Here is a 16,034-nt window from a genome sequence, read left to right on the forward strand (position 1 = left end):
TTATTTTTCTTCACCGCTATTATGCACTGAGGCAACCAGTATCTGGCTATTTGCGCCGATTTTTTTAATACTGATATGGCCGCGCCAAAGCAATGAAAAACATTGGGCGTCAGCGTCAATCACTAAGGTATCGCAACGCATACTTAGCCGCTCGCGCGCGAGTGTATTTACAACTTCCACTATAGGTGGCAAGTGTGGCAACTCTATACGTTGCTGTTGTCCATATTGCTGCAAAGGGTAAAGCCCAGTTAACTGACATGCCCAGCCTTTGCTAAACTCAGCATCAATTTGCTGATCAACGGGCGCTGTGTTGTATAAATCTTTTGGTTGTGCGGTTTTAAACGGGTACTCCCCCGCCATTAGGGCTGTTTCGTCTATTTCTGGTAAGCGTTCAACTCGTGGCGACCAGTGACTTGGTATTGCTGCAAAGCTTGCGACCGGTGTGATGTGGCTTGGTTTTCTGAGTAATGAGTTAGCGTATTCAACACTGGGTAACTGCTGGCCAACCGCGTGCTTATTTTTAAGTTTAAAACCACGGCCGATTGGGTTTTCTAAGAACGTGTTGCTCTCGTTATTTAGCTCTTTGCCACCAAAAGCCTGCATATAATTGAGTGCCACTGGGGTAATAATATCTGGATCTGTAGCTACTGGCCCAAGCAACGAACGTCGCCAATAACGTGCTCCGGTTACGCGTAAACGTTTTTTAAATAACGGCTGAGAGGGAGAGTCAAGCCCTAGCTCAACTTCAATGACGCGCGCGTCTTTACCTTTTGGTGGATAAGCAGTGCAATTACCGTACACTTCAAAACCCTGTTTAAAAGCAACCTGTTCGTTTACTTCACAAAGAGGCGAATTACTGGGTTCATCTTGGTAATCATCAGCAATTATAATTTCAGGGCCAGGCTCAATTGCGGTTACTTTACCTTGCTCATTAAATTCATAACTTTGTTTAACAAGTACAATTTGACCTTCAGTACTATCCTCTAGCCAGCCGCTGAAAGTACTTGCTTGCCAAGATGAAAAGTTATGCAGCATGGTCGCCCTCCGCTTTTTCACTTAACAAACTTTGCCATTGCGATGCACTTTGTTGAACGTGAAATAACGCGCATGCACTTGTTAAGTCAAAATGTGGCGCAATAACGCGTTGTACGATAGATCCTGCTAATTTTTCGAGTTTTTGGACGCTATTGGCCTTACTAAAACTTATTCCCATCAGTAATTGCTCACCTTTTTGCATTGCAAAGGCTTGCCTTGCGTGCTCAGCATCATCAAGGTTAATTCCGCTTTGCGGTTTTACTTCACTGTTATCACTGACGACTGACATTTTTTCAGCTTTGGCAAGCGGTCTATCGGTTAATATAAGCCAAGCGGCATAAGCACTTTGCTGGGTGACGGCGACTGCCATTAAATCCATCACTAATGGCAGCGCTTGTTTATAAACAAAATGACTTAATACAAATAAACAGTGATCAGGGTTTGCTTTGCAAAATAATGCACAAGGCTCGTACCAACGGCTGTCATTAAGTAAACCCGCTAACGCGAGTAATTGTGCTTTTTGGAGTTCATCAGCGGTTTTTGCAAACACTTTAAATAGTTTATCGCTTACATCTTCATGCCCTGCACAATAGCTATTTACCAGGGTAGCAAAGGCTATATTAAAGTCCTCATGTAATATTGCAGCATGTGATTCACTAATGGTAAGTGGTTGTGAAAAAACTATTTTTTTTACTACTTCAGGGGGTTGTTCTTTGCCTTCAAGTATACTGGTTCGTAGCGCTTTTAAGCCATTTAGCTGCCAATGATCTCGATGGTGTTGCAACAACTCAAAGTGAGCTAACTGCTGGGTGTTTCTAAGGTTATTAAAGTGTGCAGTAATGTCACTCACCGGCGAATAAAATAAATCACAGGCAACTACGCGATAGATATCACTATGCTCGTCATTGTTAAGCGCCAGCTCGCACAATGCTTGCCATGTCAGTTCGCTGACTTGAGTTAAGCTTTTTCCAGCAAAATAGTCCGTTGGCGCATCACTTTTCAAGTCGCTCAACGTATATAAATGATTGAGTAACTGATTGTCGATCACACTAAAACGAGCGAGCGAAAATCCCCCTTGTTGCAACAACTTTTGCCGATGCTTTAACAAAGTAGTTAGGCGCTGTTTATGCAGTTTTACTTTATACACAGGTGCAAACATAGTGCTAGTTAAGCCTAATTGGCCAACCAGCCAAGGTTAAATCTTGTTCACTATTCGCTGTTATATCTCGCCCTTCAAGCACGATAGTGCCATCAGCAAATACCTCAATGCTGCCTTTGGCTGTTTGCAAGCTAACACTTTGCTGTGCTGCAATCACAATGTGGCCTTGAGCATTATTGATCTGCGCTGCCGGTGCTTGATCAGGTTGTGCTAATAGTGCAGTTACAATAAAACCCTGACCGGTATGCGCTAATAGTACATTTGCGCCAATCTCTGCTGTGCTGACATGGGCACCTTGAGCCACTATTGAGTATTCAATATCGTTAATCACCACCGCTTTAATACGACCAAAGCTGTCTATGCCACTCACTGTAGCAAGGTGTTGATCGTGCTTAAAAATACTTTGAATGTGTGCACTCATCACTATTCCTTAGTTATTACTAATTGCACTGCCTTTCACAGCAATGTTGCTCGCTGATAAGGTGATTGTAGTGGCGTCTATAGTTAAGTTGCCTCCTGCATCAATCTCAATGCTGGCGCCTCCTTGGCTTAATTGAATTGAACCTCGGCCATCGGCTTTAATCGTGATATTAGCACCACTACTAATATCAATATCGCCATTAGGTGCTTGCAGCGCTAAGTTACCGTCAACCGAATAAACGCTAACATCTTGATCCCCTTGTAGTTTAAGTTCCTGATCGGCTTTAAGTTCTAAGCTGCCGTCGGTTGCTTCAATGCGAGTGTTTGCAGTGGCCTTTAGGGTAAGATCCGCCGCGGAATTAACGGTAATATCGCCTTCTCGGGTTTGTATTTGTAGATTATTTTCAACTCGCGTAGTGAAGTCATTAGCAACCGTAAACGTAGCGTCATTTTCAGCAACAAATTGTAAGTTCTCTTTGGCTGAAATTTTCACATCGCCATCTACAGACTTAAGCGTTGCCTGATGAGCACCATTAGTGGCATCAAGCAGTAATTGGTTTTTATTATTTTTATTAGCTAGACTGATTTTTTCTTCGCCGCTTTTATCATCCATTATCAAGCTATGACCCGCTTTAGTAACGAGTTTATTTTCAGTTGGATTTTGGCTTGTTACCGGATTTGGAGCATTTTGGTTGTATAACGCACCTAGAATAATGGGTCTGTCTAAATCGCCATTTTCACCGCAAACTAATACTTCAGTGCCTTGTGTGAGCGGAAAGTGCATGCCATGACCGCTGCCGCCATAGGGCTGCATTAAGCGTGTGGGGCGACTTTGTTGACCTTGACCGTCTTGATTAAAGGGCAGTTTTACAACGTAATTCCCATCATCATCAATTTCTTGCTCAATCAGTGCGTTAAAAGTTGCAAACACACGTCTTTCTGGCAGTAAAGGTGCTTTGAACTGTTGATCCGACGGGATCAAGTATGCTTGATTTTTATAGGTTAACCCTTTGACATTAGCACCATATTCCACACCGGCTTGTTGGCTGCCTTTATGATCAACCCGCACAACCAAATATTGGCCATTATGATCTGTATGATCATAAATAGTTAAAATCATTCCAGGTCTAAGTGCTCTGCAATCACTGTCGATAATCAATTGCTCGCGTTGACAGTCAAATGCTTGCTGGCGAGTTGTAGCAAGCGTACTACCCTCGCCTGATGTAGCATAGTTATTACCATAATGACTGTCTTCACCAAACCCTGGTTGCGACGCGCTATTTTGCGCCGACACTTGTAAATTGCCTGGGGCACGATAGTTATAATCGTTTAATGTTGTGCTTTGCGGCTGGAGCTGGCCTTGACGGCTGATCGCGAAGATTGTTTCGCTGGTGCGTACTTGTCCAGATGGCGGCACATAACTTAAATTTACCTCATCAAAGCTATTCGCTATATCTTTACTACTATTACACACTTTAAAAGTACACTCTGCGCCAGTTTGCTCTACAAAACTATAAACAAAGCCATGTTTGCGCATTAAACGTGTCACAAACTCATAATCGGTTTCATTATATTGTACAGTCATGTCGAGGCTGGGGCCGCTGGCCTGCATACTAAACTTTTGCATTGGAAAGCCGGCTTTAGTAAACACACTTTTAATGATGGCCGCGGGATCCATAGCCGTAAACACACGATTAGAATGTTGATGTTTAAGCAAGGTTAAATAAGAGCTCAACACTAACGTGTAATGGTAGCCTTGATGACTTTTACCATGAGCGATAAAACGGCTCAGCAAACCTGAAATAGTGCGATCAGTCATTGACCACACTAAACTTAAACTCGCATCTTTGCCGAGTAATGATTGCGCTGTTAGATGCTCCTGACTCAATACTTGAATACTAAATTCATAGTCTTCACATAGGCTATCATTAGCCGATGTGAAATCAGTTACCTGCACCATGCCATCGGGTAACCCTTGTATACTTACACTAAAATGACTGGTATTTGCTTTGTGTTCACCAAAGATGTCCATGAGTCCCATTTTCTATCCTTTCGTACCTATTAAATTAGGCGTTATCGGCAAATATTGCGGTGATCTCATCTTGCTCATCAACCGTTAACGTTAAAATATCAGGCATATCTTCTTGCGCCATAAATTCCAAAATAGATTTAGCAATGCCTGGTAGAATTTGTCGTTCGATCACGGCATTCACCATCCGTGCACCACTATCTGATAACTGACACTGCTGAGTTAATTTGTTTAATACACTTTCATCAACACGCAGCTGCATTTTATGATTAGTTGCAAGGCGGCTAGCAATAGCTTCTAGCTTGAGGCTAACAATTGCTTGCAGCGCCTCTTTATCCAGCGCTAAATAGGGCACTACTTGCATGCGTGCCAGTAAAGCTGGCGCAAAAAATTGTAGTAACTGCGGCTTAATTAATTCACTTAATGCAGCAATTGACGGCACTTGCCATGGGCTACCATCTTCATTAATCGGTGCATCCGTTGGGTTTAGTGCGTCATTAATGGCTTGTTGATTTTCGGTTTGTTGATCGTGGGACGTTTCCTCATCACCTTGTGGGCTTAAATCAATAACTGTAGGTGGTGTGCACGCATCTATCAGCTCGGCTGAGCCTAAGTTAGACGTCATAATGATCACCGTGTTTTTAAAGTCAATTTCGCGGCCTTCACCATCACGCATAGTGCCGCGCTCAAACACTTGGTAAAACATGTTAAGTACATCTTTGTGCGCTTTTTCTACTTCATCTAATAGAATGACTGAGTACGGGCGCTGTCTTACCGCTTCAGTTAAAACGCCGCCTTCGCCATAGCCAACATACCCCGGTGGTGAGCCTTTGAGTTGCGATACGGTATGCGACTCTTGATATTCACTCATGTTTATAGTGGTTAAAAACTTTTCGCCGCCAAATAACTGTTTAGCTAAACAACGTGCGGTTTCAGTTTTACCAACCCCAGAAGGCCCAGCAAGCAAAAACACCCCTAACGGCCCTTGCTCATTACTGATCCCCGCTTTGCTGACCCGTAATGTTTGAGCAATTTTAGCCATACCCGCTTGCTGACCAATCACTTCTTGACCAATTGCCGTTTCTAAATTAATTAAATTACTGATCTGATCTTTAACCATCGCCCCCACTGGCACGCCGGTCCACTGAGAAATGATCTGCGCGACCGCATCGGCATCCACTTCACTAAATAAACCGTTATCTTGGCTATTTTGCTCTTTTAAGGCTTGGCGTAAGCTAAGCAGAGCAGCGCTGTCTTGCTCGCTTGCATTAGTTGCGTGTTTAAATTCGTTGATCTGGCTTAAAGTGGCAATTTGTGACTCACGGGCACTGGTTAATGCTGCAAGTTTTTCTTGTGAAGTCGTAAGCTCCTGTTGTAAATACAATAGCTTATCCATATCAACAGCAAGCCCTTGCTCGCTTTCACTGGCGATACTGGCAATCCGAGTTTGCAAGTAATTAATATGCTCTCGCTCTGATTCAATCGCTGCGGGATCGGTTGCAAACGACATTCTTACCCGAGCAGCAGCGGTATCCAATACATCAATTGCTTTATCTGGTAACTGCCGGCCAGTTATATAGCGAGCTGATAACACGACGGCGGCTTCAATAGCATCATCGGTAATTTGGGTATTATGATGTTGTTGGTATTTTTCCTTTAAGCCCGCCAGCATCAGTTGCGCTGCTTGCTCTGTAGGTTCATCAACTTTGATTAATTGAAAACGGCGTTCCAATGCAGCATCACGTTCAAAGTATTTTTTATATTCACTCCAGGTGGTTGCTGCTACGGTGCGCAGTTCACCACGGGCAAGTGCAGGCTTGAGCAAGTTAGCCGCATCACTCATACCCGCATCGCCACCAGCACCAATTAAGGTGTGTGCTTCATCAATAAACATAATGATCGGTGTGGTTGAGTTTTTAACTTCATCTATAACTGTTTTTAAACGGCGTTCGAATTCACCTTTTACGCCCGCACCCGCTTGCAATAAACCCATGTCGAGCACTAATAAACGTACGCCTTTTAATTCATCGGGAACTTGGCCATCAATAATACGTTGTGCAAACCCTTCAACTACGGCTGTCTTACCAACACCCGGATCACCCACTAAAATCGGGTTGTTTTTACGGCGACGACATAATACATCCACCATCATGCGGATTTCGTCGTTTCGCCCAAGCACCGGATCGATTTTTCCTTGCTTGGCTTTGTCGGTTAAATCTTCACAATACTCATCAAGTGCTCCCCCTTCACTTTGCCCGCTGCTGTGCGCTTGCGGCGCTGTTTTTGCCTGCGGGTTTAAACGTTCACTTGAGTTTTGGCAAATTTTATCAAGGTTTTCAGCTAAAAAGCGTGAATCAATTTTGTCTAGCAGTGCCGGTAGCTGTAACACAGGGCTATAAGGTAATAACTCTGTTAGCGCGTCAATTAGCGCTGCGCCGTTGATCCAATCGCTTTTATGCTGCACATTCGCACTTAACCATGCGCGCTCTAACCATTCATATAAGCGACGCGAAAACACCGGCTTGCTTTGATTACCCGCAGGTTGGCGATTTAAAAAATCCAGTAATTCATGCCATACCGCATCTTGGTTGATATTAAAGAAATGAAAGATTTGCTCTAAATCACCGCTACTGCCTTCTTCCATCAACTTAATTAATAAATGCTCAGGTAGCACTTCAAAGTGGCTGCGACTACTGGCAAACCCTGCGGCAGACTCAAGTGCGGTCGCGGTGTGGCCATTTAGCTTGTCGATAAGTTGTTTAATGCCTTTTGCATCCATTGTTTTGTCCTTAAATCTGATTACTTACTAATGTTGATATTGAAGATGGGTATAGCTGTGCACGGTAATATTTGCCGCAGCACTTCCTAAATAACTGTTGTGCCCTAATATTAACGGTGATACGCCGATTGCCTGTTGCTCAACAGCCTCATTAGCCACTTTTATTTGGCAAAGCCATTGCACATTATTAGGCAAGTGAGTAGTTAATAGCGCCGCCATTTTTTTACCTTGCTCATGCAAAGGGTTTAAACTAATCGCAGTTTTACTGTCTACAGGGCCGATCGCTATCGTTAAAATACTGCCACTAACCAACACTTTATTACCTAACACTGCAGAGCTACCGAGCACCATTTGCGAGTCATCACCAAAGGTACTTGGGGTGTCAATGGTTTGCCAATTGGCTCGGGTATCATCAACATGCAGCTCATTTACCGCTAACGTGTGTTTAAGTAACTGGGTTAATCCAGCAGCGCTGGTTTGTTTTAAGCTGGCAATGCCGCATTGCACTTTTTGATCTGTTTTTGTTGATAAAATAGCTTCAATTAAATGATCAAATTGCTCTGCACCACGCCCTGCAATATTGATTTGTGACTTTTTCCACGCCTGAAACAGCTGACAATAAAGAATATGATTAAACATATCTAAAAATTGTCGAACTCGGTCACCACTTTCATCATCACTGGCAGCTTGCTCTAATAGGTAATGCGGCATGGGCGCATCAACTCCATACAAACCCAAAAATGACGTTGATAAACTGAGGCGCCCGCGCCCGTGATTATCTAAGCTGCACGCACGTACATCAGTCGCAGGAAAGCCAAGCTCTTTATAGGGTTTAAACATCACCCGCTCGCTGATCCCTTTTTCAAGTTCTTGCGGCGTTGCCCAATGCTTTTCAATTAAGCTCATGGCTTTAAATAGATTAAACTGCCAAGGCTCAGCAATTAATTGCTCAATCGGTTTTGGCAATTTGGCCCACACTGGGTGCTTTATGACGGGTTCATGCATACTCATAGTTGATAACTCTTGCCCGGCTCAATATCCCAACACCAAGTTTTATAGCTAGGGATTGCATTTACACGGGTTTGTACACTTTCATTAATGGGGGCGTACATTAAAAAGAACTGATGCAACATATTACAAAAATGATAAAGGTCGGCATCACAAACAAATTTACTTTCATCAATATCAATGAGTACATCCACGCCTTTGATGAAAATTCCACGTTTTATTTGACTGATCGGAGTCGCTGTTATTTTTTGAATGCTTTCAATACGTAAACGGTTTTCAGCTTTCTGCGACCAATCAAACAACACGAGTAAACGTTTCAGCTCCGTCACTTGGGTAATTTGCGAAAACTTCACATTGAGTAAACTAATGAGTTGCCAATGCTTTGGTTGATCAGGACAAGAAAGGTAATTAGTTGGCCTAATTACATTTTCAACATCCACAATACTCGGCATATCGCGGCCACCAATATTTAGGTCACCTTCTTGTAATAATTGCCTCGGCCAACCTGCATTAAATGCTGTTAAATCAACAGAAAGTGTTTCTTTTTCATCATTTAGATTAAAAGGCAGTTGTAAATAATGCGTTGGCGCAGCGGCGCCTACATCTTTGGTTAATACGGTAAAAAGTTTTTTTTCATCTTCAAATACACTTTGATAACGCGGCGTATAATCATAAGTTTTACCACTGAGTGAGTTACGCCCCATTACTGAATCAACCGTGTAGCTAAAAATATGATCAGTGCGGTTTTGATCTGCAGTGATCATATAATCAGTTCGATTAGGCTCTATTCTGATAGGCTCTGCCGCTTGCGAGAATAAATTAACTGCTGGTACACAGTTGATAAGTAAATTTTCGCGGGATAATTGGTGTCCGGGTGGCAATTTACTCGAACCACGAAATACAATTTCAAAACGGTCTATGTGATCAGCAAACTCAACCCCTTGCAAACCAGTAAAAGTTAAAAAGTGAAAACGATCTTTACCATTAAAATAGTCAAGTAATAATGCATAACCTGGGTGACTTTGCTCGGCACTAGGTAAAAAAGCCCCATCAATATTTAAGTAAGTAGCGCTACAGCCTTTTACTTTAAGCTTTTTATTATGCTCAAAATGCGCAGGACCAAAATCAAGTTCGGCTTGTTTTTCTGCGGTTTGTAGTAACTTAAATAAAGAGCTGCACAGCGGAGTATCACCACGTAAGTAAAACTGCAAGTTTGATAAGTCATAATTTTTACGCTCGCCTTGACACACAAATCGTAAACCAATGCGCAGCTCAGCGCCCAAATGTGATTCTTGGTATCGCACATGCTCAACATCAAATGGCGCGACCGTTAAATTATGAGTCGTGGTAAAAGTAATGTTTTTATGATCAACAACAGCCTTACCTGCTTTTAATGTAAGACCTTTTTCAATCAAGTGGGTCTTTTGCATTGCCAATTTAGGACTAAATTTTACCACCGTACTTGACGGATAATAACTGAGTAAAATAGGACATAATTGACGCAACACCTGCTCAGACACTTCAGGCACTGATTCGTCCAAACGTTTTTGTGTGTGCGCGGTTAAATACGCCATACCTTCGAGTAAACGTTCGATATGCGGATCGCGATCTTTTAAGGCATCAATATTCAACATGCCCGCATGTTCAGGATAGTGTTGAGCAAACTGTTTACCGGCCTGCGTTAATAAACGCATTTGTGCATCAAAATACTGTTGCATAAAGAATATCCTTATAGTTACTCGCCATTTCTAGCGTGCTGCATTACATCAGCTTTACCACCCGACTCAAATCGCGTGTTTAACTTAATACATTGACCACTGGTTAGGAATGCTTGAATATCCAATCGGATCACGCAATTTTCTTCACGTATTTCCATTGGAATTACATTGGCATAACGCACTCTGGGTTCGTATTTTTCAATCAATTTCTTAACCTCAAACGCCAAAGTATGCTGCGAGTAAGGCAGCCCTTCGTAAATGTCTTCCACATCAGGCAAACCATAATCAGCCAAATGCTTTAACACCCCACGGCGTGCATTTAACAGCTCATTAAGGTGATTACAGACACTATTTTGCTCATCAGTTTGAAAACCCGGATGACCATTACGAATGACAGGTTGAGTTAAAAAATCGAATAACGCCATAAACTTACCTCGAATAAAAGGATATGCTTGCGCATATCCTTTAAAAATTCTGATTTATCGACCTTCAGTCCATGAATCAGAGAACTCGATGTTGCCATCAAGGTATGTCCAAGTAATGCGTTTATAGCGTAAACATACTGTTTCAAGGTGCGGATAACGCTCCTTGTCTAAGTCTTTTACGTTGTGCATTGTTGGTGAGATTGACGTAATTTTTACATCTTCCAACTTGTGGCAGAAATACTCACGTTCAGTCCCTGTGTCATCGATACGGTACCATTTAAGCTCAAGTTGCTTAAGTGTTTGACCGTTCGAGCACGCTTTATATAGATACGGTGTAGCTGCATCTACCGCTTTAGTAATTACAAACGGTTCATGCTTACGTGTACCTGTAAGTTCACCCGTGTCGTTATCTGTAGGAATGCGAAGTTCATGATCAAAGTGTAGGATCTCAATTGAACCTTCACGCTCTGCAACAGTTACAGAACCTTTGATGTCATTACCTTGGTCATCCTTTAACCACATATACGCTGGAATTGCCATTTCATTATTCTCCTTTTAGAATGAAGTGTTTCCTGTTAGTTGGCATTGGCATAAACAACCATGTTTATGCCCCCCAAAAAGCCCTCTGCTTCATGCCACTGGGGAACATGTCCCAAGTTGGGTGCAACCAACTTGGGGCAATCTTTTCCATCTACATTTTTTACACCAACCAGCTACTCACCAAATTGACGTATTTACACTTTAAAAGCCTGCGTTAAATGCGTTTCATCGGCGGCTTGGCAGTTCATTTTTCGCCAGGCATCTGCCCTACAAGTGCTAAACGCACATCAATACCTTCCACTTGGAAATGCGGCACAATGTAAGTACTAACACGGTAATAACCTGGGTTCCCTGGGATCTCAGCGACCGTTACTTTGGCATCTTTTAACGGATGCGTTGCTATTAACGACTCATCAGGGTTATTCATTTTTGTAACTAACGCGCCTAACCAATCATTAAGCTGCTGCTCTAATTCATGGCGTGGTTTGCTTGAACCAATATTTTCACGCTGTAACACTTTTAAGTAATGTGCTATACGCGACACTAAGAAGATATACGGTAAACGTGAGTTAATCCGCGCATTTGAAGTGGCTTCTGGCGTTTCTAACACTTGTGGCTTTTGCGCACTATTCGCAGAGAAGAAACACGCAAAATCAGAGTTTTTGTAATAACTCAGCGGAATAAACCCTTGGTTAGCAAATTCAAGTTCTTTAGTCTCTGAAATAAGTACTTCTGTTGGGATCTTAGTTTCAGAGCCTTTACCTGCTTCAAATGAGTGAAGTGGTAAATTTTCAACTTTACCGCCGGATTGAGGACCGCGAATATTTACAGCCCAACCATTATCATGGAAGCTGCGAATAATATTAGCGGCAAATGCAAACGTTGCGTTCCCCCATAAATAGCGCTCATGATGTTCGCTATTTACGTCTTCTTGGTAGTTAAAATTACGCAGTGGATTAGTCTCGCCATACGGTAAGCGCAGTAAGAAACGTGGGAACGCTAAACCAATGTAACGTGAGTCTTCTGATTCGCGGAAGTTTTTCCAACGTAAGAATTCAGCGCGTTCCATGTACGAGCCAATATCTTGAATTTTAGACACTTCATCCAATGAGTCTTTCAAGAAAAACTTCGGTCCTACACTACCCATAAACGGACAATGTGCCGCCGCTGATACGCGTGAGATCTCTTGCAGTAATGACACATCCGGCGCAGAGCAGTCAAACTCAAAGTTAGATACCATTGTCGATACGGGCTCACCACCTGGGGTGTCGTAATCTGAGGTATAAACATGTTTATATAATGCAGACTGGGTGGTATCTGGCGCTTCTTCAAAATCATCACGCAGGGTTTCTTTATCTACATCGAGCATTTCGATTTTGATATTGGCATTATTTGGCGTACGGTTAATTAAATAACGTAATGAACGCCATGCAGACTCCATTTTTTGAAAGTTCGGGTGGTGTAAAATCTGATCTAATTGCTGCGAAATAATGGTATCAACTTTAGCAATATAGTCATCTAACAATAACTTATCGATACGAGTAACGTCTTGGCCACTGCTACCTGCCATATCTAAAAATACATTGATTGCAGCTGTTAAACGCTCATTGGCACGTGTTTCAGCAAGGTTGCTAGCATCACGAAAAGTATCAAGTTTAATTTCATCTGCAACTGGGGCTATATCAACCAGATTACATAGGCTTTCGTAGGTTGATACCGGTGCTTGTTCAATAGTATGAGCAGCAACGTTTAATTGTTCTTGCATTGACATGGTAACGTCCTTATTCAGTAACTGGGTGTTTTTCGTCTTCAGAAGCAAGCGGAGCAATTTCATCCAGCTTAGCTTTTAACTCATCTAGCTCAGGCTGGTTTTGTAACACTCGCTCAAGCTCTTTACGTAATGATGAGTTATCCAGAAGATTCGATTTCAAGTCACGTAGTAAGTTACGCATTGCCATCATTTTATTTAATTCCGGTACCTGCGATGCGACTGATTCTGGATCAAATGATTTAAACGAATCAAACTGTAAATTCACGTTAATTTCGCCATCGCCTTTGATTTTATTTGCTACCTGAAAATTAGCTTTTGGCGCCATGTCTTTAAGTACTTGCTCAATATTATTTTTATTGATCGTCACGCGTTCGCGTTCAGCAAGCTCTTGACTGTTTTGGCCATTAGAGTAATCACCTATCACCAGCATTTTTAATGGCAATTCACTTTTTTGCGATGCCCCGTCGGTATCAAGCTCTAAAGAGATATTGATCCGAGCTCTTGGGATCTCTTTTTGAAATGTATCTGTCATGTTTTTTCCTTTGCAGTTTGTTTGCTAAATTCCAATTAGCCTCACCCATTAGTCAGGCTCTTGTAACTATATCCATGCTATTGCTTGAGCTGGATTTGTTACCATCATTCGCTGACTAATTTGCTTAGCAGCTAAACTCATTTCATCACCTTCTGCCAAAGACAGATTGGCGTAACATTGCTTGGCAAAACGCCATACTTCCATGCAAAAATGTTGTTGCCACTTCGCTAATTGAAAAGTTTCAATTTGCTCAAGTAATTCGGTTAAAATTGCCAAAGCATGTTCATGGTGGTCCGCTTTGAGTAACAGTTTGGCTTTTAAGAGTTGGCTTTGTGCTTGGTCAAACCCAGTTGGGGTACTCAATTGCTCAACCTTGCTTAACGCCGTACTTAGTTGCCCTTGCACCACTTCTTCAGCCAGTAAGCTATAGTGCTCATCAAAAACATTACCCTGTGAGCTGGTGCTTTCAGGCGTTTGTGCATTGGCAATTTCAAGTAGTGTTTCTTTATTAGCTGGGCTGCATAACCCTGTGCCATCGTCATACTGTAAATGAGTTAATAACGGAAACTGACTGGTTAAATTTATCAACTGCTGCTCTAGCCAGTAACTCAGTTTGCCTTTATTTAATTGCTTTAATGCACTTAAAACTAACATTTGTAAATTGAGATTAAATTGCATTGCTCCTTCCATAAACAAACCTTCGGCAAGTAACAATGCTTGCTCTGGTTGCTCACTGGCCAACGCATTTTCAATCGGTGCAAACGCTGCCGCTCTTGGCGCTGGCAGGCGTGTTTTGCCATTTTCATTGGCTGGGATCTTTAAACCGGCCCAGCGGGCTGCACGAGATAATTTAATTACCCGTTCAACATTATTATGCTCTTTGTCAAAATTCAGTAATTCACGAATGGCCGACAAATATGCAGTATCACTGCTAATATCGGCAACGCTGATACTCGTCACCTGACTACTCGACGAACTAACAGGCGCAGCAACATTAGTCGCAGTTGTTTCTTCTGGTACTTGTTGCTCTGTAACGTCTTCACTAACAACTGGCGGGGTGACAACTTTTGCAACTGGGTTGCGCTTCATTTGTTCGCCTGTCCACTCATTTAAAGTAGATAACGGACCTGACTCACTGTCTAAAAGTGGCACCGAATATTGGTTGTAAGCGGTTAATACCGCATCTAATTCAGCCCATTGCTCTGGTGTTGCACTATGGCTTTGAGCGATCCCCTTTAGGCGCTCTTGCTGTTGTAAAAACCAAGTATTTACTGCACTGCGCATTCGCTCTTTAAGTGGGTGCACGTCATTAGTAAAGTCAGCCAATAATTGATTAAAAAGCTGGATTGAACTAATCAGTCCCTGCACGCCAAACTCGCTAGTTGCAGCAAGGCATAAGTAACTAACAATACGGAGATCTTTACTTTTATTTTGTAATAAGTCAGTGGCTTGAATGAACATCACTTTAAAGTCAACTTCACCAACACCAGACGAAGATGCTTTGAGACTTTTAAATGTTTCTTCATATTTTAAATCTTCACCACAAGGTAATCCTTGCAAAGGCGCCGTAAGTTCATCCAGCCAAAGCTGCCAGCTATTATGCGTATGGGGGTGTTTTAAACTCATGCTTTGCACCACCGTCTTAAGGCATCGTAAACACTCATATTATCCATATCTGCAAAGTTAAGGCTGTAATCACTTGGTATTTTGCTCAATGATAAATTTGTTAAATCAATTACTTGTGTTGATTTATCTTCATTTAGCCAAACTGAGTTAAAATAAGATGCCGGCACAGGTCGACAAAAAATCGTTAAGCTAGGTGCATCCTCACCGCAGCCAAGTTGATAGAAAAACCATGGTTGCCAATTATGATCCGCCACGACAGATGCCACTAAATGCAACCAAAACCCTGCAACTAACGCGCTTTCATGGCTAAACTGTGGCATAGGTAAACGAATGCCAAATTGACTACGTAAACAGCCCCTATTAGCTATTGATTTTAATACCGCTGAGAGCTCTTCAATCAAGACTGCACGCTGGTGAACATCATCCATTTGTAAGTGTTGCCACAGCACACTCATCGGGATCATTCGCAGTTTATCAAGCTCTTGGTTTAAATTAGGTTGCTGTTTTAGTGCATCAGCCACTTTATTGTACGCCTGAGCTTGCAACGCCATAGCATCGATTGAAGGTGCTTCTTTGATCCGGTCGTTAACACCAATCAAGTGTTCAATTACATGACTTGCAAACAAGAACAAAAAGGCGGGATGGCGCTTATATGTATCTAATCCACTGTGTATAAATGAACTAAAAGGATAAAAACGACCACTGCTGTCTTTGCTCGGTTGCAAAATGCCCAGCAGGCTACTTTCTTCGCTATTGCCAGAGACAAAAAATAATGATTTAACGCCATTCAGCGCGCTCACATTAGTTGCCTTACGGCCACGGTTAAGATGCGCAAAGCCTTCTTGTAACCAGTGATCAAACGCCACCGATTCACGAGATGAAATGTTTAACTTTACAAAATCAGGCCGAACGGGTGTTTTTCCCATATACCCATAGGAAAACTGTTTAACCAGTAGCGGGGATTTCTTTTTGGTAAATAAATTAAACATATT

Annotated in this window: 13 protein-coding genes; all 13 read right to left on the reverse strand. The window is 42.3% G+C overall.

The annotated features are described in order from the left end of the window. A complete protein-coding gene (locus PHAL_RS0103815; RefSeq protein WP_016707095.1) occupies window positions 1–1,035 on the reverse strand; it encodes a DUF2169 family type VI secretion system accessory protein in 1,035 nt (344 codons plus the stop codon). Beyond that, on the reverse strand, window positions 1,025–2,194 hold the full coding sequence (locus tag PHAL_RS0103820) for a hypothetical protein (protein WP_016707096.1): 1,170 nt from the start codon (window positions 2,192–2,194) through the stop codon (window positions 1,025–1,027). The genes PHAL_RS0103815 and PHAL_RS0103820 overlap by 11 nt, the downstream gene beginning before the upstream one ends. 4 nt (window positions 2,195–2,198) lie before the next feature. Next, the gene (locus tag PHAL_RS0103825; RefSeq protein ID WP_016707097.1) at window positions 2,199–2,615 is read right to left on the reverse strand and encodes a hypothetical protein; all 417 of its coding nucleotides are present in this window, start codon (window positions 2,613–2,615) and stop codon (window positions 2,199–2,201) included. A 9-nt stretch (window positions 2,616–2,624) separates the two neighbouring features. Further along, a complete protein-coding gene (locus tag PHAL_RS0103830; RefSeq protein WP_029216009.1) occupies window positions 2,625–4,646 on the reverse strand; it encodes a type VI secretion system Vgr family protein in 2,022 nt (673 codons plus the stop codon). Between the two features lie 34 nt (window positions 4,647–4,680). After that, window positions 4,681–7,422, reverse strand: a complete 2,742-nt coding sequence (gene tssH / locus PHAL_RS0103835; protein ID WP_016707099.1) for a type VI secretion system ATPase TssH — start codon at window positions 7,420–7,422, stop codon at window positions 4,681–4,683. A gap of 27 nt (window positions 7,423–7,449) precedes the next feature. Continuing rightward, window positions 7,450–8,433 (reverse strand): type VI secretion system baseplate subunit TssG, encoded by a 984-nt coding sequence (gene tssG, locus PHAL_RS0103840; protein WP_016707100.1) that lies wholly within the window; start codon window positions 8,431–8,433, stop codon window positions 7,450–7,452. Then, window positions 8,430–10,148, reverse strand: coding sequence for a type VI secretion system baseplate subunit TssF (gene tssF, locus PHAL_RS0103845; RefSeq protein ID WP_016707101.1), 1,719 nt, complete (start codon window positions 10,146–10,148; stop codon window positions 8,430–8,432). Before tssF ends, tssG begins: the two co-directional genes overlap by 4 nt. A gap of 17 nt (window positions 10,149–10,165) precedes the next feature. Next, a complete protein-coding gene (gene tssE, locus PHAL_RS0103850; RefSeq protein ID WP_016707102.1) occupies window positions 10,166–10,573 on the reverse strand; it encodes a type VI secretion system baseplate subunit TssE in 408 nt (135 codons plus the stop codon). A gap of 54 nt (window positions 10,574–10,627) precedes the next feature. Beyond that, window positions 10,628–11,113 (reverse strand): Hcp family type VI secretion system effector, encoded by a 486-nt coding sequence (locus PHAL_RS0103855; protein ID WP_007584479.1) that lies wholly within the window; start codon window positions 11,111–11,113, stop codon window positions 10,628–10,630. A gap of 244 nt (window positions 11,114–11,357) precedes the next feature. Beyond that, entirely contained in the window at window positions 11,358–12,884 is a 1,527-nt protein-coding gene (tssC, locus tag PHAL_RS0103860; protein ID WP_016707103.1) for a type VI secretion system contractile sheath large subunit, read from the reverse strand. A gap of 10 nt (window positions 12,885–12,894) precedes the next feature. Then, complete coding sequence (gene tssB / locus PHAL_RS0103865; RefSeq protein WP_016707104.1) at window positions 12,895–13,416, reverse strand: type VI secretion system contractile sheath small subunit; 522 nt, start codon at window positions 13,414–13,416, stop codon at window positions 12,895–12,897. Window positions 13,417–13,482: 66 nt separating this feature from the next. Beyond that, window positions 13,483–15,042: a TssA family type VI secretion system protein gene (locus PHAL_RS0103870; RefSeq protein WP_016707105.1), complete on the reverse strand. Its 1,560-nt coding sequence runs from the start codon at window positions 15,040–15,042 to the stop codon at window positions 13,483–13,485. Next, on the reverse strand, window positions 15,039–16,031 hold the full coding sequence (gene tagF / locus PHAL_RS0103875; RefSeq protein ID WP_016707106.1) for a type VI secretion system-associated protein TagF: 993 nt from the start codon (window positions 16,029–16,031) through the stop codon (window positions 15,039–15,041). The genes PHAL_RS0103870 and tagF overlap by 4 nt, the downstream gene beginning before the upstream one ends. Window positions 16,032–16,034: the final 3 nt, after the last annotated feature.

Origin of the sequence: Pseudoalteromonas haloplanktis ATCC 14393, assembly GCF_000238355.1 — a bacterium.
In the GTDB taxonomy this organism is placed as follows: Bacteria; Pseudomonadota; Gammaproteobacteria; order Enterobacterales; family Alteromonadaceae; genus Pseudoalteromonas; species Pseudoalteromonas haloplanktis.